At 60.8% G+C, this 17,400-nt stretch carries 18 protein-coding genes and 1 riboswitch; of the genes, 9 read left to right on the top strand and 9 right to left on the bottom strand.

Going from position 1 to position 17,400, the window contains the following annotated elements; translation table 11 throughout:
• Positions 1-246 precede the first annotated feature (246 nt).
• Together NH234_RS24835 and NH234_RS24840 are read right to left on the bottom strand one after the other, a co-directional pair.
• Positions 247-1,929, bottom strand: a complete 1,683-nt coding sequence (locus NH234_RS24835; protein WP_367254559.1) for a fatty acid--CoA ligase — start codon at positions 1,927-1,929, stop codon at positions 247-249.
• Positions 1,930-2,076: 147 nt separating this feature from the next.
• Positions 2,077-3,261 carry an MFS transporter gene (locus NH234_RS24840; RefSeq protein ID WP_367254561.1) on the bottom strand — a complete coding sequence of 395 codons (1,185 nt, stop codon included), beginning with the start codon at positions 3,259-3,261 and terminating at the stop codon, positions 2,077-2,079.
• Positions 3,262-3,357: 96 nt separating this feature from the next.
• Between NH234_RS24840 and NH234_RS24845 the strand changes: the two genes are divergently transcribed.
• Positions 3,358-4,131 (top strand): helix-turn-helix domain-containing protein, encoded by a 774-nt coding sequence (locus NH234_RS24845; RefSeq protein ID WP_085733650.1) that lies wholly within the window; start codon positions 3,358-3,360, stop codon positions 4,129-4,131.
• On the opposite strand, the gene NH234_RS24850 is transcribed toward NH234_RS24845, so the two are convergent.
• Positions 4,115-4,744, bottom strand: coding sequence for a LysE family transporter (locus NH234_RS24850; RefSeq protein WP_114885453.1), 630 nt, complete (start codon positions 4,742-4,744; stop codon positions 4,115-4,117). The two genes, NH234_RS24845 and NH234_RS24850, sit on opposite strands and share 17 nt — an antisense overlap.
• Positions 4,745-4,835: 91 nt before the next feature.
• Between NH234_RS24850 and NH234_RS24855 the strand changes: the two genes are divergently transcribed.
• The 3 genes from NH234_RS24855 to NH234_RS24865 all read left to right on the top strand — a co-directional run bounded on the left by NH234_RS24855 (position 4,836) and on the right by NH234_RS24865 (position 7,669).
• Entirely contained in the window at positions 4,836-5,801 is a 966-nt protein-coding gene (locus NH234_RS24855) for a 2-hydroxyacid dehydrogenase (RefSeq protein WP_367254564.1), read from the top strand.
• Between the two features lie 33 nt (positions 5,802-5,834).
• The gene (locus NH234_RS24860) at positions 5,835-6,833 is read left to right on the top strand and encodes a methyltransferase (RefSeq protein WP_367254566.1); all 999 of its coding nucleotides are present in this window, start codon (positions 5,835-5,837) and stop codon (positions 6,831-6,833) included.
• Between the two features lie 40 nt (positions 6,834-6,873).
• A riboswitch (yybP-ykoY riboswitch) is annotated at positions 6,874-6,996 on the top strand.
• A gap of 88 nt (positions 6,997-7,084) precedes the next feature.
• The gene (locus tag NH234_RS24865) at positions 7,085-7,669 is read left to right on the top strand and encodes a TMEM165/GDT1 family protein (RefSeq protein ID WP_085733646.1); all 585 of its coding nucleotides are present in this window, start codon (positions 7,085-7,087) and stop codon (positions 7,667-7,669) included.
• Between the two features lie 44 nt (positions 7,670-7,713).
• Here NH234_RS24865 and NH234_RS24870 read toward each other — a convergent pair whose 3' ends face one another.
• Complete coding sequence (locus tag NH234_RS24870) at positions 7,714-8,532, bottom strand: M48 family metallopeptidase (protein WP_119426448.1); 819 nt, start codon at positions 8,530-8,532, stop codon at positions 7,714-7,716.
• A 263-nt stretch (positions 8,533-8,795) separates the two neighbouring features.
• Here NH234_RS24870 and NH234_RS24875 point away from each other — a divergent pair, with 263 nt between their 5' ends.
• On the top strand, positions 8,796-10,937 hold the full coding sequence (locus NH234_RS24875; protein ID WP_367254568.1) for a methyl-accepting chemotaxis protein: 2,142 nt from the start codon (positions 8,796-8,798) through the stop codon (positions 10,935-10,937).
• 4 nt (positions 10,938-10,941) lie between these two features.
• On the opposite strand, the gene NH234_RS24880 is transcribed toward NH234_RS24875, so the two are convergent.
• The 3 genes from NH234_RS24880 to NH234_RS24890 are packed head-to-tail and all read right to left on the bottom strand — an operon-like array spanning position 10,942 to position 12,054.
• Positions 10,942-11,565: an SOS response-associated peptidase gene (locus NH234_RS24880; RefSeq protein WP_085733643.1), complete on the bottom strand. Its 624-nt coding sequence runs from the start codon at positions 11,563-11,565 to the stop codon at positions 10,942-10,944.
• 36 nt (positions 11,566-11,601) lie between these two features.
• Positions 11,602-11,862 carry a DUF2007 domain-containing protein gene (locus NH234_RS24885; RefSeq protein ID WP_085709319.1) on the bottom strand — a complete coding sequence of 87 codons (261 nt, stop codon included), beginning with the start codon at positions 11,860-11,862 and terminating at the stop codon, positions 11,602-11,604.
• A gap of 9 nt (positions 11,863-11,871) precedes the next feature.
• Positions 11,872-12,054, bottom strand: coding sequence for a CPXCG motif-containing cysteine-rich protein (locus NH234_RS24890; RefSeq protein ID WP_085709318.1), 183 nt, complete (start codon positions 12,052-12,054; stop codon positions 11,872-11,874).
• 139 nt (positions 12,055-12,193) lie between these two features.
• On the opposite strand from NH234_RS24890, the gene NH234_RS24895 reads away from it, so the two are divergent.
• Complete coding sequence (locus NH234_RS24895; RefSeq protein WP_367254570.1) at positions 12,194-13,360, top strand: 1-acyl-sn-glycerol-3-phosphate acyltransferase; 1,167 nt, start codon at positions 12,194-12,196, stop codon at positions 13,358-13,360.
• Between the two features lie 49 nt (positions 13,361-13,409).
• Here the strand turns inward: NH234_RS24895 and NH234_RS24900 are convergent, their stop codons facing one another.
• On the bottom strand, positions 13,410-13,682 hold the full coding sequence (locus NH234_RS24900; protein WP_085733641.1) for a hypothetical protein: 273 nt from the start codon (positions 13,680-13,682) through the stop codon (positions 13,410-13,412).
• Between the two features lie 193 nt (positions 13,683-13,875).
• On the opposite strand from NH234_RS24900, the gene NH234_RS24905 reads away from it, so the two are divergent.
• On the top strand, positions 13,876-14,082 hold the full coding sequence (locus NH234_RS24905; protein WP_039766399.1) for a hypothetical protein: 207 nt from the start codon (positions 13,876-13,878) through the stop codon (positions 14,080-14,082).
• Positions 14,083-14,139: 57 nt separating this feature from the next.
• On the opposite strand, the gene NH234_RS24910 is transcribed toward NH234_RS24905, so the two are convergent.
• Positions 14,140-14,724 (bottom strand): YajG family lipoprotein, encoded by a 585-nt coding sequence (locus NH234_RS24910; protein ID WP_085684758.1) that lies wholly within the window; start codon positions 14,722-14,724, stop codon positions 14,140-14,142.
• Positions 14,725-14,915: 191 nt separating this feature from the next.
• Here NH234_RS24910 and NH234_RS24915 point away from each other — a divergent pair, with 191 nt between their 5' ends.
• Together NH234_RS24915 and mqo are read left to right on the top strand one after the other, a co-directional pair.
• Positions 14,916-15,149: a hypothetical protein gene (locus NH234_RS24915; RefSeq protein ID WP_085733640.1), complete on the top strand. Its 234-nt coding sequence runs from the start codon at positions 14,916-14,918 to the stop codon at positions 15,147-15,149.
• Between the two features lie 736 nt (positions 15,150-15,885).
• Positions 15,886-17,394, top strand: coding sequence for a malate dehydrogenase (quinone) (gene mqo, locus NH234_RS24920; RefSeq protein ID WP_085733639.1), 1,509 nt, complete (start codon positions 15,886-15,888; stop codon positions 17,392-17,394).
• Positions 17,395-17,400: the final 6 nt, after the last annotated feature.

Consider the following 17,400-nt stretch of genomic DNA (forward strand, 5'->3'; position numbering starts at 1 on the left):
TCAATGTTGCATCGCCCCGTTTGTGCGTGCGCCCCGTTCTTAAAAATCCTTGAGCGGACTATAGCCAGCAGGGGGTACTGCTTGATCCCTCTAAAGTGTGATTTGCAGCTGCCGGCCACTCTGGAACAGTCCTTTCGCCAGTCCGACACAGGTCGGCCCGGCAAGGATGGCTGATTTTCTGGATTTCACAAGCCAAGCGCTTGCTTGGTGGGCCTGGCGCGCCGTTTTCGGCGCGCCAGGGGACACTCAGAGTGTCGAGAGGAAGGTGCTGTTGTTGGCCTGCCATTCGGTGATGTCGAGGCGGATGCGCTTCTTGTCGAGCTTGCCGACACTGGTCTTGGGAATTTCAGTAACAAGCGCAATCTGACTCGGAATCGCCCACTTGCTCAAGTGCCCCAGTTCGACGAACGGCTTGAGGTGTTCCTTGAGCTCACGGGCCCCGATGGCGTGCCCTTCGCGGATCACCAGCAAGGCAAACGGGCGCTCGCCCCACTGCGGATCGGCGATGCCCACCACTGCTACTTCACGTACCGCGACGTGGCGACTGATCAGGTCTTCGAGGTCCAGCGAGGAAATCCATTCGCCACCGGTCTTGATCACGTCCTTGATCCGGTCGCGGATGTCGATCACGCCCATGCTGTCGAGCGTCGCGACATCGCCGGTGTGCAGCCAGTCGCCGGCCCACAGCTCGGCGCCCTTCTGCGGTTCGTTGAAATAGCCCTCGGTCAGCCACGGCGCACGCAGCACCAGTTCGCCCTGGGTTTCGCCATCGGCCGGCAGGAAATTGCCGTCGCCATCGACGATGGCCGCTTCGACCAATGGCCCCGGCACCCCGGCCTTGATCCGGTAAGTCGTGCGTTCGTCTTCGGTGCCCGCCATCAGCTCGTCGTTCAGATGCGCGCACGACACCAACGGCCCGGTTTCCGACATCCCGTAGGCGGCGGTCAGCTGGATGCCCTTACTCTTGGCCGTTTCATACAGCGTGCGATTGAGCGCGCTGCCGCCGATGACGATTTTCCAGCCGCCGAAATCGGTTCCTTGCGCGCCCTTGGCGTTGAGCACCATTTGCAGAATCGTCGGCACGCAATGAGAGAACGTGACCTTCTCCTTGCGCCACAATTCGACGAGGAATTCCGGGTCGTAACGCCCCGGATAAACCTGCTTGAGCCCGAGCATGGTCGCCACATACGGCAGGCCCCAGGCATGCACGTGGAACATTGGGGTGATCGGCATGTACACGTCGTTGGTGCCCAGCAGCCGCACACTGTCGATGGCGCCCATGATGGTCGACACGCCCATGGTGTGCAGCACCAGTTGCCGATGGGTGAAATACACACCTTTCGGATTGCCGGTGGTGCCCGTGGTGTAGAACGTGGTGGCGACCGAGTTTTCGTCGAAGTCCTGAAAGTCGTACTGCGGGTTCGCGGCCGCCAGCAGTTGCTCGTACTCGCCGACCAGATTCGGCAGATCTGCGGTTTTCTCCGGCAGATCGGTCAACAGCAGGGTTTTCTCCACCGTGGTCAGGTGCGGCGCGATAGCCTGGTACAGCCCGACGAACTCGCTGTTGACCAGCACGAAGCGGTCCTCGGCGTGATTCATGGTGTAGAGGATCTGTTCCGGCGACAGGCGCACGTTGATGGTGTGAATCACCGCGCCGATCATCGGAATGGCAAACATGCATTCCAGGTAGCGATGGCTGTCCCAGTCCATCACCGCCACGGTATCGCCGGCCTTTACGCCGGCTGCCGTCAGTACGTTGGCCAGTCGCGCGACCCGCTCGATCAGCGTCGGATAGCTGTAGCGCAACTGGTCACGGTAGATGATCTCGCGGGTTTTCTCGTAACGGGCGCCCGACATCAGCAGCCGTTTAATCAGCAATGGATACTGGTAGGCCCCTTCGGCGGGCGGAATAACGCGAGTCTGCAACATAAGAATCCCTTTTCTGACTGCACGGTGTTGGCGTTGGAGTTTTGTACTCTAGAACCCTTATACGCCAGCCAAATCAGCCAAAGGAATGATTTGCAGAGCCGTACAAATGCTAGCCCAGCGCCAGCATTTGTCGGATTTCATCACCGGTCAGGCCGTTTGCCCTACAGCCGCTTCGGAAGGCGTACGTGGGAAAACCACTGCCGCCAGGAACGTCAAAGCGCCAAATCCGGCCAAAATCAGGTAAAGCCCCACAAAACCATGGCGCGGTTCGACATAGGAAATCAGCGGAATCGCCGTCGCACTGGCACCGAACGATAAACAGTAACGCAGGGCAAATACCCGGGACTGCCATTGCGGCGCGACAAAATTGGCGACCATCGAATCGTTCACCGTCACCTGGCCGAACACCACGAACATGAACGCCGCTCCGAGCGCGATCACCGCCCAGCCATCGACGTAAGCCATGGCATAAAGCAGTGGTGCCTGAAACAGCGTCAGCACCACAAATGGCCATTTCAAACTGACCCGGTGCAGCAATTGCCCGATGCTCAACTGCGCCACCGCACCGAACGCGTACGCCAGGCTCACCACCACACCAAGGGTCTGCGGCGAGGCGAACAGGTCATGCAAGCGCTCCTGAAACAGTTTCGGATAGGTCATGGTGGTGGCGTTGAACACCACGCCGCCGGTGGCCGTGGCCAGTGCCAGCACGCCGAACACCATCACCATCGAAATGCGCTGGCCGCCGGCGCCCTTGAGCGCGCTATGCGGGCGTTTTGGGATCGGCTCCTCACGGACCTGCAAGGCAAAACCGATCCCCAGCACGATGGCCACGGCACCCGGTATCAGGAATGCCGAGCGCCAGCCGAACTGCGCCACCAACAGCCCGGTGATCAGCGCCGAGAACGCCACGCCCAGGTTGCCCCACATGCCGTTGATACCGATCTCTCGCCCTCGATTCTGCGCGTAAGCCACCAGCATCGCCGTGCCGACCGGGTGATAGATCGCGGCAAAAACCCCGACCAGGGTCAGACCGATGACCAGCATCGTCGGGCTGTTACTGAGGCCAGTGAGGATTGCCGAAACACCGATGCCGAAAAAAAACACCAGCATCATCCGCCGCCGGCTCCAGTGATCGCCCAGCCAGCCAGCCGGTAGCGAACAGGCGCCGAACGCAATGAAACCGCCCAGGGACAGGCCGATCAACGCGGCGTAGTCGAGGGCGAAGGCCTGGGTCATGCCGAGCACAGCGGCGGGAAAAATCAGCATGAACATGTGATCGATCACATGGGCTGCGTTGATGTAGCGAATGACATTTCTGGATTGATTCATCGCGGCACGCTTTCTTGTGGTGAACAGATGAGGGTGAGCGCTTATGCTAAGTTGGCGAAAAAGCGCATTCCTGCCATACAAGTCAGCGAACCGGACATGTTGATCAGTCATTTCGAACACGGCCCGGTGAGTGCCTATCCACGGGATTACCTGGACGGCGCACACCAGCCATTGCACCTGCATCGCGAGGCGCAGTTGCTGTATGCGGTGAGCGGTGTCATGCGGGTGGTCACAGCACAAGGTGCGTGGGTGATACCGCCGACCCGCGCGGTGTGGATTCCACCGGAAGTCGGCCATGAAATCTTCATGTCCGGCGATGTGCAGATGCGTTCATTGTTCATCGCGCCCGAACTGTCGCCGGCCAGCCTGCAACACTGTTGCGTGCTGGCGGTGACACCGTTGCTGCGCGAACTGATCCTGCGCGCGGTGCAGGGCCCGCCCCACGCCGGCAACCCACTGATCCAGCAATTGATGCTCGAAGAACTGGCCGGCCTCGAAAACCTGCCGCTGCACATCCCGATGCCAAGCGACCGGCGCCTGCAAAACATTTGCCTGGCGCTGCTGCGCACACCGGATCATCCCAATACCCTGGAAGACTGGGCGCAGCAGGTCGGGGCCAGCTCGCGCACATTGGCGCGGCTGTTCCAGCAACAACTGCAGATGAATTTCAATGCCTGGCGCCAGCAATTGCGCCTGATGGAAGCCCTGCCCCGCCTGCTCGCCGGGGACAGCGTGCAGAGCGTGGCGCGGGATCTGGGTTACGGCAGCGCGCGGGCGTTCAGCGCGATGTTCCGCCGTTTGCTCGGGGACAATCCCCGGGAGTACCTCAACGCCCTGAACCAGCTCAGTTCGATCAATGCATCTCGGTGAACGCGAGTTTCACGCCGATGGCGATCAGCACGGCGCCCATGGTGCGGTCGAACCAGTGTCCCATGCGGGCGAAACCGGCGCGCACACGCTGTTGGCTGAACAACATTGCGACCAGGCAGAACCAGGTGGCGGTGGCGGCGGCCAGATAAATCCCGTAACCGGCTTGCACCGCCAGTGGCGTGTGCGGGTTGATCACCACGGTGAACAGTGACAGGAAGAACAGCGTGGCTTTCGGGTTCAGCCCGTTGGTCACGAAGCCTGAGGTGAAGGCGCCACGGGCGGTGCGTTCGCCGGCCTCTTTGTGCAGATCGTCGGTCACGGTCTTGGCCGGTTGCGCGCGCAGGGCCTTGTAGCCGATGTACAGCAGGTAAGCGGCGGCGGCCCATTTCAAAGCGTTGAACAGCACGATCGATTGGGAAACGATCAGGCCGATGCCCAGCAGCGAATAACCGACGTGCAGGAAAATCGCCGTGCCCACACCCAATGCCGTCCAGGTGCCGGCGCGACGCCCGTGGGTCACGCTCTCGCGCACTACCACGGCAAAGTCCGGGCCGGGGCTGGCGACGGCCAGCAGGTGGATCAGTGCTACGGTCAAGAACTCGGTCCAGTACATGGGGGCTCCTTTCGGCCAAGCGTAACGTTTTGTTTCATCTGTTAGGCTCGGCAGATTACGCCTTCCCTTCAAAGCACAACAGGTACAGTTGATGACGAACGCCCACCGCGCCGTATTCCTCGATCACCCTTCCCTGGATCTCGGTGACCTTGACCTCGGGCCGTTGCGCGCCTGCTTCAGCGACCTGCAACTGTTCGCACAGACACTGCCTGCGCAGGTTGCCGAACGCCTGCAAGGCGCGACCGTGGCCATCAGCAACAAGATCCTGATCGATGCCGCCGCCATGGCCGCCAATCCACAACTGAAGCTGATCCTGATCACCGCCACCGGCACCAACAACGTCGATCTGGCCGCCGCCCGCGCCCACGGCATCACCGTGTGCAACTGTCAGGGTTACGGCACGCCGTCGGTGGCGCAACACACGATCATGCTGTTGCTCAACCTCGCAACCCGGTTGGCGGACTATCAGAAAGCCGTCGGCGAAGGACGCTGGCAGCAGGCGAAACAGTTCTGCCTTCTGGACTACCCGATCGTCGAACTGGAAGGCAAAACCCTCGGCCTGCTCGGGCATGGTGAACTCGGCAGCGCGGTTGCTCGCCTGGCGGAAGCCTTTGGCATGCGCGTATTGCTGGGGCAGACTCCGGGGCGTCCGGCGCGCCCGGATCGCTTGCCACTGGAGGAACTACTGCCGCAGATCGACGCCCTCACCCTGCACTGCCCGCTCAACGAACACACCCGGCACTTCATCGGTGCCCGCGAGCTGGCGTCGATGAAACCGGGGGCTTTCGTGGTCAACACCGCCCGTGGCGGGCTGATCGACGAGCAAGCCCTGGCCGATGCACTGCGCAATGGTCATCTGGGCGGTGCGGCGACCGATGTGTTGAGCGTCGAACCGCCGACCCAGGGAAATCCGCTGCTGGCCGCCGACATCCCGCGCCTGATCGTCACCCCGCACAACGCCTGGGGCAGTCGCGAAGCGCGGCAGCGAATCGTCGGCCAACTGGTGGAAAACACCCAGGCGTTCTACAGCGGTAAGGCGCTGCGGGTCGTCAGTTGATAAACTGCGGCACTTTTTTTCACAGGAGCAGTTATGGATCCGCGCAGTGAAGTACTGCTTCGTCAGGTCGAGTTATTCCAGGGTTCGCTGTTGTTGGCCGGCCTGCCCGCCGATGATCTGCTCGGGCGCCTGCCCAATGCTTTCGGTTGGTGCTGGCATGCGGGCGATCAGGCCGCGCTCGACGCACGCTTCGAAGGTCGCAGCCATTTCGGCGTGAATGTGCCGGATCGCGAGTTCGACAGTGCGGTGGTGTTCCTGCCCAAGTCCAAGGACCTGACCGATTACATTCTCAACGCCGTGGCCTCACGCCTGGCCGGGCGTGAAGTGTTCCTGGTGGGGGAAAAACGCAGCGGCATCGAAGGCGCGTCCAAGCAACTCAACCCGTTCGGCAAGCCGCGCAAGCTCGACAGTGCGCGTCACTGCCAGTTGTGGCAAGTGACGGTGGCCAATGCCCCGCAAGCCAAATCCCTGGAAAGCCTGGCCCAGACTTACGAACTGCCGCTGGCCGAAGGCCCGCTGAAAGTCATCAGCCTGCCGGGCGTGTTCAGCCATGGCCGACTGGATCGCGGCAGTGCCCTGCTACTGGAGCATCTGGACAAGCTGCCGAGCGGTCATCTGCTGGACTTCGGTTGCGGTGCCGGCGTACTTGGCGCGGCGGTCAAACGTCGTTACCCGCACAATCAGGTCACTCTACTGGACGTTGATGCCTTCGCTGCTGCCAGCAGTCGTCTGACTTTGGCAGCCAACGGTCTGGAAGCCGAGGTACTGACCGGTGACGGCATCGAGGCAGCGCCGATGGGTTTGAACGCGATTCTGAGCAATCCGCCGTTCCATGTGGGTGTTCATACCGACTATTTCGCGACTGAAAACTTGCTGCGAAAAGCGGCCAAACATCTGAAAAACGGCGGCGAACTGCGCCTGGTGGCGAACAGCTTCCTGAAGTATCAGCCATTGATCGAAGAGCATCTGGGCGTGTGTGCAATCAAGGCCGAAGGCAACGGATTCCGGATTTACCGGGCCAAGCGCGGCTGAAAATTAGCACTTGCCGAATGGATTGCGCCTAGGCAGAATCCGCTCCGTCCTAGGGGAGTAGTCTCCCACGAGCGCCAAGCTCGTCCGGCATACGTCAACATACTTGATCCTCAGATCATGGCGTATGCGACCCAAGCGTCCGCACCAGACGGATCGCAGGGTTTGACAAGACCTATGACACGCACACCTTACCCGGGGCGGGAAGGCTGTACGTGTCATAGCCGTGTCGACCCGCCCCTTAGGAAATCCTGATGCTGGACTCGTTACTCGTTCCCACCGCAATCGTTGCCTTGGCCGAAATCGGCGACAAGACGCAACTGCTCGCGCTGATTCTCGCCGCTCGCTTTCGCAAACCCTGGCCGATCATTGCCGGTATCGTCGCTGCGACCCTGGCCAACCACGCGGCAGCCGGTGCGGTCGGCGCCTGGTTCGGTAGCTTCTTCTCCGATTCGGTCCTGCACTGGATTCTCGCTGCGAGCTTCACCGCCACCGCCCTGTGGACGCTGGTGCCGGACAAGATGGACGACGATGAAGCCAGCACCGCCCGCAAGTTCGGTCCGTTCCTGACTACCCTGATAGCCTTCTTCCTCGCGGAAATCGGCGACAAGACCCAGATCGCCACCGTGATGCTGGCTGCGCAATACCCGGAACTGTGGCTGGTGATCATCGGCACCACGGCGGGCATGCTGATTGCCAACGTGCCGGTGGTTCTGGCGGGTAACTTTGCGGCGGAGAAACTGCCGCTGACCCTGATCCGTCGACTGGCCGCCTCGGCGTTCATGATTCTGGCGATCGTCGCGGTGTACAAGGCGATGCAGAGCAGCGGCTGGGTCTGATCCGGCAGATCGCTCCCACACTCAGTGCGGGAGCGATCATTGCTTCAGGACTTGGGCGCTTTCTCGTACAGCGGCATGACCTTCGGAATCGCCGCCTGCAACGAGGCGATCCGGCTGGAGGATGCCGGGTGAGTGCTCATGAACTCCGGAGGTGCACCTTCGGACGCTTTGCTCATCTTGTTCCACAGGGTGATCGCGGCGTTCGGGTTGTAGCCGGCGCGAGCAGCCAGTTCCAGACCGATCAGGTCGGCCTCGTTCTCGTTGGCGCGGCTGTTGGGCAGCGTCATGCCATAGTTGGCCACGGTATCGGCCAGCGCCAGACTGTCCTGACCCAGACCGAGCAACGCGCCGGCACCCTGCTTGGCCATCTCGATGCCATAGGCCTTGGACATTGCTTCACGACCGTGCTCGCGCAGGGCGTGGGCGATTTCATGACCCATGACGGCGGCGATTTCATCGTCGGTCAGTTTCAGGCTGTCGATCAGCCCGGTGTAGAAAATGATCTTGCCGCCAGGACCGCAGTTGGCGTTGAGCTCGTCACTCTTGATCAGGTTCACTTCCCACTGCCATTGCGCGGCGTCCGGACGGAAGTTCGGCGCCTGGGCGATCAAGCGGTTGGCAATCGCCTGAACCCGCTTGGCTTCGTTGCTGGTCTTGTCCAGCACGCCTTTGCTGGACGCCTCGCCAACGGTCTTCTGATAGGACTGGGCATACATCTGGTCGACCTCTTGCGAGGACAGCATGCTGAACATGTATTGCTTGCGTTCCACGCCCACGGCACCGCCGCTGGTGGTGTTGACCGACTGACAACCGGACAGCAACAGCGCTGCGCTCAGTGCACTTACAACCAATGTCTTGTTCATTCAAAAGCTCCCTGAAAACATGCCGCGTATCCTAGGCGGGTAATTGTATCGACGCCAGATACAACGGACGTGTTGCACCCACTTTCAGAAGGCGCCCGCCGGCCATGTAGGAAAAAATTCATATCCGCCGACATGCCCTGCGCATCTGCGTCGCGCACTGCTCCATTTGCGACATCCGCCTTCAATTGCGCGTACTTCACCTCATGGCGCAATAGTGGCTGCCGATACAGCAACGCAGACGTCCTCTTGCGTGCGGAGCTTCCATGAAATTCAAGTCGATCCAGTTTTCCGTGGCCGCCCTGGCCGGCGCCATCGTTCTCAGCGTGGTGGCTGCGCTCGTGCTCTATGCGCTGTTCTCCGGCGCCCGCACTCAAGAGATGGTCCAACAACGGACCCAGGCCCAGTTCGAACAAGTCATCGAACAGCGCCTGACCTCGCTGGCGCAGACCCAGGTCAGCCAGATCCAGCGCGAGCTCGAAGCGCCGCTGCTGATTGCCGGCGGACTGGTGCGGGTCAACGCCCTGCTCGGCACGCCGGGTGCCGATGGCCAGCCGCGACTGACCGTCAGCCGCGAGCAACTGATCAGCCTGATCAAGGAAAACGTCGAGAAGAACCCGAAGATTCTCGGCACCTACATCGGCTGGGAAAAAAACGCACTGGACCACAACGACGCGGCCTACGTCGGCACCAGCGTGGTCGGCATCGACACCGCCAACGGGCGCTTCCTGCCGTGGTGGTTCCGCAACGACGACGGCACTCTGGGCCTGGACAAACTGGTGGACGTCGACGACCAGAAAGTCCTGTCCACCGGCGTGCGCGCCAGCGAGTACTACCTGTGCTCGAAGGAAACCAAAAAATCCTGCGTGATCGATCCGGCGCCGTACAAGGTCGGCGACAAGATCGTCATGCTCGCCTCCTTCATTGAACCGATCATGCTCAACGGCGCCTTCCAGGGCATCGTCGGTGCCGACCTGTCGGTGAACTTCATCCAGGAAATGCTCCTGGGCGCGAACCAGAAACTGTACGGCGGTGCCGGGCAAATGGCCCTGATCGGCGGCAACGGCCGGATCGTCGCCTACACCAAGGACCCGAGCAAATTCGGCGAGAAGGTCAGCGACATTCTCGACGCCCAGCAAATTGCCAACATGGCCAATCTCAAGCGCGACGAAGTGACCTATTCCGTCAATAAAGAGGCCGGGCGGATCGAGTTGTATCTGCCGTTCGGCATCGGCCAGACCGATGCGCGCTGGACCCTGATGCTGCAACTGCCACTGAATGCGGTGATGGCCGATCTGCAAAAGCTGCAAGGCGACCTCGACGCCCAGCGCAAATCCGACACGTTCGGCATGGCCATGGTCGGCCTGCTCATTGCCGGCCTTGGCCTGCTGGTGATCTGGCTGGTGGGCCACGGCATCGCCCGACCGCTGAAGCAAATGGTCACCATGCTCGATGACATTGCCCAGGGTGAAGGTGACCTGACCCGTCGCTTGAGCAGTGATCGCAAAGACGAACTCGGTTCAATCGCCAAAGGCTTCAATACCTTCCTCGCCAAGCTGCAGGCGATGATCACGCAGGTGGTGTCGTCGGTGCAGAGTGTCAGCGACTCCTCGGAGCACACGGCGGACATCGCGATCCGTACCAATATCGGCATACAGAAGCAGATGGCCGAGATTGATCAGGTCGCCACCGCGGTGCAGGAAATGACCGCCACGGCGCAGGACGTGGCGCGCAACGCGACCCAGGCCGCGCAAGCCGCCAGCCATGCCGATCAGGCCGCCAGCCAGGGCATGCAGATCGTGCGCGACACGTCGAATTCGATCGGTGTGCTGGCCGTCGAAATCGGCAAGGCCGTGGACGTGGTGCAGACGCTGGCCAAGGACAGCGAAAACATCAACGCGATCCTCATCGCCATTCGCGGGATCGCCGAGCAGACCAACCTGTTGGCCCTCAACGCCGCCATCGAAGCCGCCCGTGCCGGTGAGCAGGGTCGCGGTTTCGCGGTGGTGGCCGACGAGGTGCGCAACCTGGCGCAGAAGACCCAGAAGGCCACCGAAGAAATCCAGAGCATGATCCAGCAACTGCAACAGGGCACCCGCGATGTGGTGCGGGTCATGGAAGACAGCCAGAACCGCACCGATGAAAGCGTGCAGCACGCGGCCAAGGCGGCCGAAGCGCTGGAGACCATCACCCAGGCGGTCTCGGTGATCAATGACATGAACACCCAGATCGCCAGCGCCGCCGAGGAACAGAGCGCGGTGGCCGACGACATCAACCGCAACGTGATCAATATTGGTCAGGTGGCGAATGAAGTGGCGGGTGGCGCGGATGAGTCGAGTTCGGCGAGTGCGGATCTGACCAAACTGGCGGAGCAGCAGCGGCGGTTGATCAATCAGTTCAAGGTCTGATCAATCAGGCCGGAGTCAGGCACTCCGGCCCGTTGAGTTTCGGATCATTGACCAGGTTCGCCAGCACCCGCTCGCGCAAGGCGGCGGGTTCGCTGGCGAGCAGGCCTTGAAGAACGTGCAGCGGCGTCTCGGGGTCGAGCCACGCCGCCTGCCCCGCCTCATCAAGAATCAACGGCCGGCGCTGACTGGCCGCTGATTGAGTGATCACTGCGGCGCTCAGCCACACCTGCTCCTGCACCGGATACGCCTCCCAGATCGCTGCAAAAAACAGCGAAGAACCTTCTCCCGGTGTCAGCCAGTACGGCTGCTTGCGCACATTGCCGCGCCATTCGTAGAAACCGTTGGCCGGCAGCAGGCAACGACGCAGGCGCAGGGCCTCACGGAACATCGGCTGTTCGGCCACGGTTTCGGCACGGGCGTGGGCCGGGGTGCGCGACAAATCGGTCAGCCACGGCGGCGTCAGGCCCCAGCGGGCACGGGCCAGGGTGCGCTGGCCATCAGGCTCGGCACGCAGCATCAACACCGAATCATTGGGGGAAATGTTCCACTGCGCCTGCTGATCGGCGGGAAAACCTGGCAGCGCCGCGAAGTCGCGGTTCCAGCGAAACAGGGCATAACGTCCACACATGGGGCAGCACGACTCAAGAATAAAACGAACGCCAGCCTAACAGACCAGCGTACCGGGGAAGCTCTCCGGTTCATCGCCGGGCAGCGGCAGCGCGGCATTGTACGCGCTGATCAGTTCGCGGGCGTATTCGGCCTGATCGTTCTCGACCGAAAGCCCCAGCAGGCCGAAGATCGGCAACTCGCCCGTACCACCGAGCAAATCGCGCCCGACCAGATGCGCCTCGATGCCTTCGCTGGCGAGCATGCCCTTGAGCATTTCGCCTTCCATCAGGTTTTCCGGCTCGTAGATTCGCTGCATGGGCGCACCTCACTCGTTTTCGCTGAACACTTCCAGAAACCAGTCCTGACCATCGACCTGCAACACAAAGGTGATCGGCCGGCAACACACCTGACAGTCTTCGATATAGGTCTGATCACCCGCCGACAGATCCACTGTCGTCTCGACTTCCTCCCCACAGTACGGACATTCATACAGTGCGCTTTCCAGCATCGCGGTCTCCCGGGTGACTTGTGCGTATAATCGCCGGTCTATTTGCAGGGCTATTTTTGTCTGGCTACTTTTTCAGACCGTGCCCCGTTCGTTTTCGATCAAAACCTTTACTTACCCTAGCCGTTTCCAACAAGAGAGCATGATGGGCGAATTCGATGCCATCCGACCTTACGACGACAGCGAAGTACCTGCGGTACTGGCAAGACTGCTCGGCGACAAGGCGTTTCTAGATATCCTCACCCACTTCCGCTTCCCGCGTTTTGCCGGAGCCTTCGGCTGGATGCTCAAACCACTTATAGCCCATCGGCTGCGTCGTGAGTTTGCCGACGTGACGTCGGTGGCGACGTTGCAGGACAAGGTCGAGTTCTACGTCGACCACACCATCGAGCGCGCCACCGACGGCGTGACCTACACCGGTGTCGAGCAATTCAAGTCCGGCAGCGCCTACCTGTTCATCGCCAACCACCGCGACATCGTGATGGACCCGGCCTTCGTCAATTATGCGGTGTACCACGCCGGCCTGCCGACGCCGCGCATCGCGATTGGCGACAACCTGCTGCAAAAGCCTTTCGTCAGCGACCTGATGCGTTTGAACAAAAGCTTCATCGTGCACCGCTCGATCACCGGGCGCCGCGAGAAAATGGCCGCTTACCAACTGCTGTCGGCCTACATCAACCATTCGATCCGCAACGATTGCGCCTCGATCTGGATAGCCCAGGCCGAAGGACGGGCCAAGGACGGCGACGACCGTACCGAGTCGGCGATCCTCAAGATGTTCCACATGAGCCGCAAGGACGAGCCGTTCGGCGAGGTCATCCAGTCGCTGAACCTGACGCCGGTATCGATCAGCTACGAATACGATCCGTGCGACCAGGCCAAGGCCCGCGAGCTGTACATCCGCACCACCACCGGCACCTACAGCAAGGCGCCGGGCGAGGATGACGTGAGCATCGCCAAGGGCATCACCGGCTACAAGGGCCGGGTGCACGTGAACTTCGCCGCGCCGATCACCGAGCTATTCGAAGACACCAAGCAACTGGCGGTCGAGATGGACAAGCAGATTCTCGGCGGCTACCGGTTGTTCCCGGTGCATTACCTGGCGTACGCGCAGTGGGCGGATGCCGATCCGCAGTTGAACGTGCCGAAGGCTGCCGACCTGTTCGGTGCCGAGGAACTGGCCAAGGCCCGGGAGGAATGGCAAAGCCGTCTGGACGCCTGCCCTGAGGAGCATCGTCCGTATCTGGTGCTGCAATATGCGACGCCGGTACGCAATCAGTACCGGGTCAAGGCTGGATTGCCGCTGTAAGCGGTTTCGAGCACATACAAGAACGGCGCCTTCGGGCGCCGTTTTTCGTTCAGTAGCGAGTACTGATCCAGGAAATCAGTAACGCCAACCCCAGACAGGCGAAGCCGAAACGATAGAAAAACCGGTTCATGCGCAGGGTCGCCCAGTCCAGCACCGGTTCTTGATCCGGCCGACTCTGGCGCTGGGCCGCGATACTGGCCATCGCCCGTTGTTCACGACGACGGGTCGCGTGCAACAGCCAACTGCCCGGGAAGGCCAACAGCAGGGCCAACAGGTTGATCAGTTTGGCGGGATGGGCGGTAAACAGCGTCATCAAGTGCATCACAGACCTCAATCTAGACCGGAATGGCGAACGCCAGACCGACGACCGCGGCGCGGATTCTACCGAAACCCTCCCTTGGTGCCCTACCCTTTGCGACAAATAACCCATCAATCGACCGATGGCTGTCCTGTGTCACGGCATCGTCATTTTTTTCGGTCACCCTGCGCGCCTCGAAACGTAAACGGAATGCGACATGCTTCACGCTGAAAACCAGGATCGCCTGTACCTCATCTCCCCGTCCGACGAACAACAGACCCTCGTCGGTAGCCTGGCCTTCAATGTTCAGGACCGCCACTGGCTGGTTTACTGCGCCCTCGGCGGACACCAGCATGCGGACTTGCCCGAGACCGATCTGCTGACCGGCGTCAGCGTCCTCGACTTCTATTCGCAAGCCGCTTGAATGAAAAAAGCCCGGGGCCATCACTGGCTCCGGGCTTTTTCACATCTGGCGCATGCCTTATTCGGCGAGGATCTGGCCGATGCTCGGGTCCTTGAACAGACGGGTCAGCGCATCGCTCAGCACATCGCTGACCAGTTTGGTGTTGGTTTCCTGGTTCGGCGCCATGCCGAAACGCTGATCCAGCGAGGCACCGTAACGGCCGCTGTAGCGACGGTTGCCGCTCTGCACGTCGGAGCGGAATGTCGCGCCGATGGTGGCCTCGGTCACGTACATGCCTTCTTTCGGCGACTGGTATTTCAGCTCAGTCAGGGTCACGGTCAGTTGTGGAGCGTTCATCGCGCCGTTGGACGGGGTGAAGCCCAGCAGACGCACGGCCGCTTCGGCCTGGGCCTGCAACTTCGGCAGGATCTGCTCACGCTGCACAGTGATGGCGCTGGTTTCCGGGTACAGGCCGCCACGGGTGCCGAGGGTTGGCGACGGACGACCGTCCACTACGCGAACCACGACAGGCTGGCCATGGCCGACCGGTGCCAGCTGAGTGGTCAGCTTCGGTTCCGGGCTCAGTTGTTGCGGGCTGTGGGCGCAGCCAACCAGGGTCAAACTGGTCACAGTGATCAAACCGAACAACAGGCGTTGCAACATGCTCTTCTCTCCAGAATCAGGCACAGACAGGCCCGCAGTATAGCGGTGGGCCACTGCGGGTCACCAGCACTGAAATCTCTGACAAACCCCGGTGCACGCGGTTCCTGTCACAGATTGTTCACCGCCCTTACATGTTCGCTTCACGGTCTTTTGACAATCTTCGTCACAGATCTCCAGAAGGAACATAAACCATGCGCTATCTGATCTCGTTGTTCGCTCCACGTCCGCTGCACCGCAGCTTCGCCCTGCTCGACCACAATGGCCATTGCCAGGCTTTCAAACAGTGCAGCCTGCAGCCAATGGGTGACGGCTGGGTCGAAATCGAGGAAATCCGCCTCAACTGGTTGCACCAGCCTCTGCCGGCCAGCGCCCGGGTCGAACAGCACCGCCCTCGCGCAAGGGCCCAGGCGATGTTGAGCATCTGACCGGATGCCTAATAAAAGTCATTAAACTCGACCAACTCCCCGCATTTCTTCGATACAATCTCCCCCCGATTATAAGGACGTCTCCTGATCGGGCCCCGCAACAGCGTCAATGCGCTTGCATTGGCATCAAAATCGCCCACAGAGAGCCGCCCACACAGATCGAGTGAAGCTGGCGTGCTTGCTGTTTCCCTGGCAATTCCCCGCTTTTCGCGAATCTGCAGAGCTGTCATGACGCTCGGTCACTGAGTTGTTTGCCCGTTTTGCCTGCCCATGTATCGCGTGGCGGCAATCCTTCCGGGCAAGGTGCCAGGCCCGGACAGCCCTTTTTGAGGTTCACGTCTTCAAAAGAGCGTGAAAAAAACGGGTTTTCACAACTTCACAAGAGTGTGGCGAGCAAATGAATAGTTTTGCGTCTGAACATGCACCATTAGCGTCTGAAACAGCCCAACGACACAGGAACGGGTACGCCTCGAAGACCGGAGCCTGAAGCCTGTCCGCTACGGATTTGGTTGCACAAACGGATGTCTCGACCATAAGTCGAATTGCCAGCCACGTGCTGAAATGAGTTCATGTGACTCTTGAAGCCAGGCCGCACGCATCCGTCGAAGTTGCGAAAAATTGCGAAGATTCGGACATGGCAAACCTGGCCATGGGTTCCTGGGGCGCAACTGACCTGCCTCGGATACCTGGCAGCCATGCCGACAATTTGGTGCTGCAGATTTTGGAGACGCGTTAAATGGCGCATAACGAAGCAGTCGACGTAGTTCTGGTTGGGGCCGGCATCATGAGTGCCACCCTTGCAGTCCTGCTCAAAGAGCTCGACCCGGCGATCAAGCTGGAAGTCGTCGAGCTGATGGATTCCGGTGCCGCGGAGAGTTCCAACCCGTGGAACAACGCCGGTACCGGCCACGCCGGCCTGTGCGAGCTGAACTATACGCCGCAGGCTGCCGACGGCACCGTCGACATCAAGAAAGCCGTGCACATCAACACCCAGTTCGAGGTGTCGAAGCAGTTCTGGTCGTACCTGACCAAGAAAGGCACCTTTGGATCGTGCAAATCCTTCATCAGCCCGGTGCCGCACCTGAGCTACGTCGAAGGCGAAAAAGGCGTTTCGTTCCTCAAGGAACGCTTCAACACGCTGCACAAGCATCACGCCTTCGCCGACATGGAATACACCGAAGACAAGGCGAAGATGGCCGAGTGGATGCCATTGATGATGCCGGGTCGTCCAAAAGACCAGGTGCTCGCCGCCACCCGCGTGATCAACGGCACCGACGTCAACTTCGGCGCACTGACCAATCAGTTGCTCAAGCACCTGACCAGCGCTCCGGATGCCCAGGTCAAATACTGCAAGCGCGTGACCGGCCTCAAGCGTAACGCCAATGGCTGGACCGTCAGCATCAAGGACGTCAACAGCGGCAGCAGCCGTGAAGTCGACGCCAAATTCGTGTTCCTCGGCGCCGGTGGCGCAGCCCTGCCGCTGCTCCAGGCCTCGGGCATCGAAGAGAGCAAAGGTTTCGGCGGTTTCCCGATCAGCGGCCAGTGGCTGCGTTGCGACAACCCGGAAGTGGTCAAGCATCACCAGGCCAAGGTTTACAGCCAGGCTGCCGTGGGTTCGCCACCGATGTCCGTGCCGCACCTGGACACCCGCGTGGTCGATGGCAAGAAGTCGCTGCTGTTCGGGCCATACGCAGGTTTCACCACCAAGTTCCTCAAGCACGGCTCCTTCATGGACCTGCCGATGTCGGTTCGCGCCGGCAACATCGGCCCGATGCTGGCCGTGGCGAAAAACAACATGGACCTGACCAAGTACCTGGTCAGCGAAGTGATGCAGTCGATGGAACAGCGTCTGGAATCCCTGCGTCGTTTCTACCCCGAGGCGAAAGCCGAAGACTGGCGCCTGGAAGTGGCCGGCCAACGGGTGCAAATCATCAAGAAAGACCCGAAAAAGGGTGGCATCCTGCAGTTCGGTACCGAACTGGTGGCCGCAAAGGACGGATCCCTCGCTGCCCTGCTCGGCGCTTCGCCAGGCGCTTCGGTGACCGTTTCGATCATGCTGGAACTGATCGAGAAATGCTTCCCGGCCAAGGCCAAGGGTGAGTGGGCTGCCAAACTGGCGGAAATCTTCCCGGCCCGTGAAAAGGTCCTGGAGACCGACGCTGCGCTGTACCGCAAGATCAACGCGCAGAACAACGTCGCGCTGGAACTGGTCGAAGCCAGTAACGAGACCGAAAGCTACGCCTGATTCGGC

Origin of the sequence: Pseudomonas sp. stari2, assembly GCF_040760005.1 — a bacterium.
In the GTDB taxonomy this organism is placed as follows: domain Bacteria; phylum Pseudomonadota; class Gammaproteobacteria; order Pseudomonadales; family Pseudomonadaceae; genus Aquipseudomonas.

Excerpts from the sequence above, each read along its gene's own strand:
- NH234_RS24835 (WP_367254559.1), bottom strand. The coding sequence starts at position 1,929 with ATGTTGCAGACTCGCGTTATTCCGCCCGCCGAAGGGGCCTACCAGTAT.
- NH234_RS24895 (WP_367254570.1), top strand. The coding sequence starts at position 12,194 with ATGATGGGCGAATTCGATGCCATCCGACCTTACGACGACAGCGAAGTA.
- NH234_RS24860 (WP_367254566.1), top strand. The coding sequence starts at position 5,835 with ATGGATCCGCGCAGTGAAGTACTGCTTCGTCAGGTCGAGTTATTCCAG.
- NH234_RS24900 (WP_085733641.1), bottom strand. The coding sequence starts at position 13,682 with ATGCACTTGATGACGCTGTTTACCGCCCATCCCGCCAAACTGATCAAC.
- NH234_RS24905 (WP_039766399.1), top strand. The coding sequence starts at position 13,876 with ATGCTTCACGCTGAAAACCAGGATCGCCTGTACCTCATCTCCCCGTCC.
- NH234_RS24915 (WP_085733640.1), top strand. The coding sequence starts at position 14,916 with ATGCGCTATCTGATCTCGTTGTTCGCTCCACGTCCGCTGCACCGCAGC.
- NH234_RS24880 (WP_085733643.1), bottom strand. The coding sequence starts at position 11,565 with ATGTGTGGACGTTATGCCCTGTTTCGCTGGAACCGCGACTTCGCGGCG.
- NH234_RS24845 (WP_085733650.1), top strand. The coding sequence starts at position 3,358 with ATGTTGATCAGTCATTTCGAACACGGCCCGGTGAGTGCCTATCCACGG.
- NH234_RS24875 (WP_367254568.1), top strand. The coding sequence starts at position 8,796 with ATGAAATTCAAGTCGATCCAGTTTTCCGTGGCCGCCCTGGCCGGCGCC.
- NH234_RS24885 (WP_085709319.1), bottom strand. The coding sequence starts at position 11,862 with ATGCAGCGAATCTACGAGCCGGAAAACCTGATGGAAGGCGAAATGCTC.
- NH234_RS24850 (WP_114885453.1), bottom strand. The coding sequence starts at position 4,744 with ATGTACTGGACCGAGTTCTTGACCGTAGCACTGATCCACCTGCTGGCC.
- NH234_RS24890 (WP_085709318.1), bottom strand. The coding sequence starts at position 12,054 with ATGCTGGAAAGCGCACTGTATGAATGTCCGTACTGTGGGGAGGAAGTC.
- NH234_RS24870 (WP_119426448.1), bottom strand. The coding sequence starts at position 8,532 with ATGAACAAGACATTGGTTGTAAGTGCACTGAGCGCAGCGCTGTTGCTG.
- NH234_RS24865 (WP_085733646.1), top strand. The coding sequence starts at position 7,085 with ATGCTGGACTCGTTACTCGTTCCCACCGCAATCGTTGCCTTGGCCGAA.
- NH234_RS24910 (WP_085684758.1), bottom strand. The coding sequence starts at position 14,724 with ATGTTGCAACGCCTGTTGTTCGGTTTGATCACTGTGACCAGTTTGACC.
- NH234_RS24855 (WP_367254564.1), top strand. The coding sequence starts at position 4,836 with ATGACGAACGCCCACCGCGCCGTATTCCTCGATCACCCTTCCCTGGAT.
- NH234_RS24840 (WP_367254561.1), bottom strand. The coding sequence starts at position 3,261 with ATGAATCAATCCAGAAATGTCATTCGCTACATCAACGCAGCCCATGTG.
- mqo (WP_085733639.1), top strand. The coding sequence starts at position 15,886 with ATGGCGCATAACGAAGCAGTCGACGTAGTTCTGGTTGGGGCCGGCATC.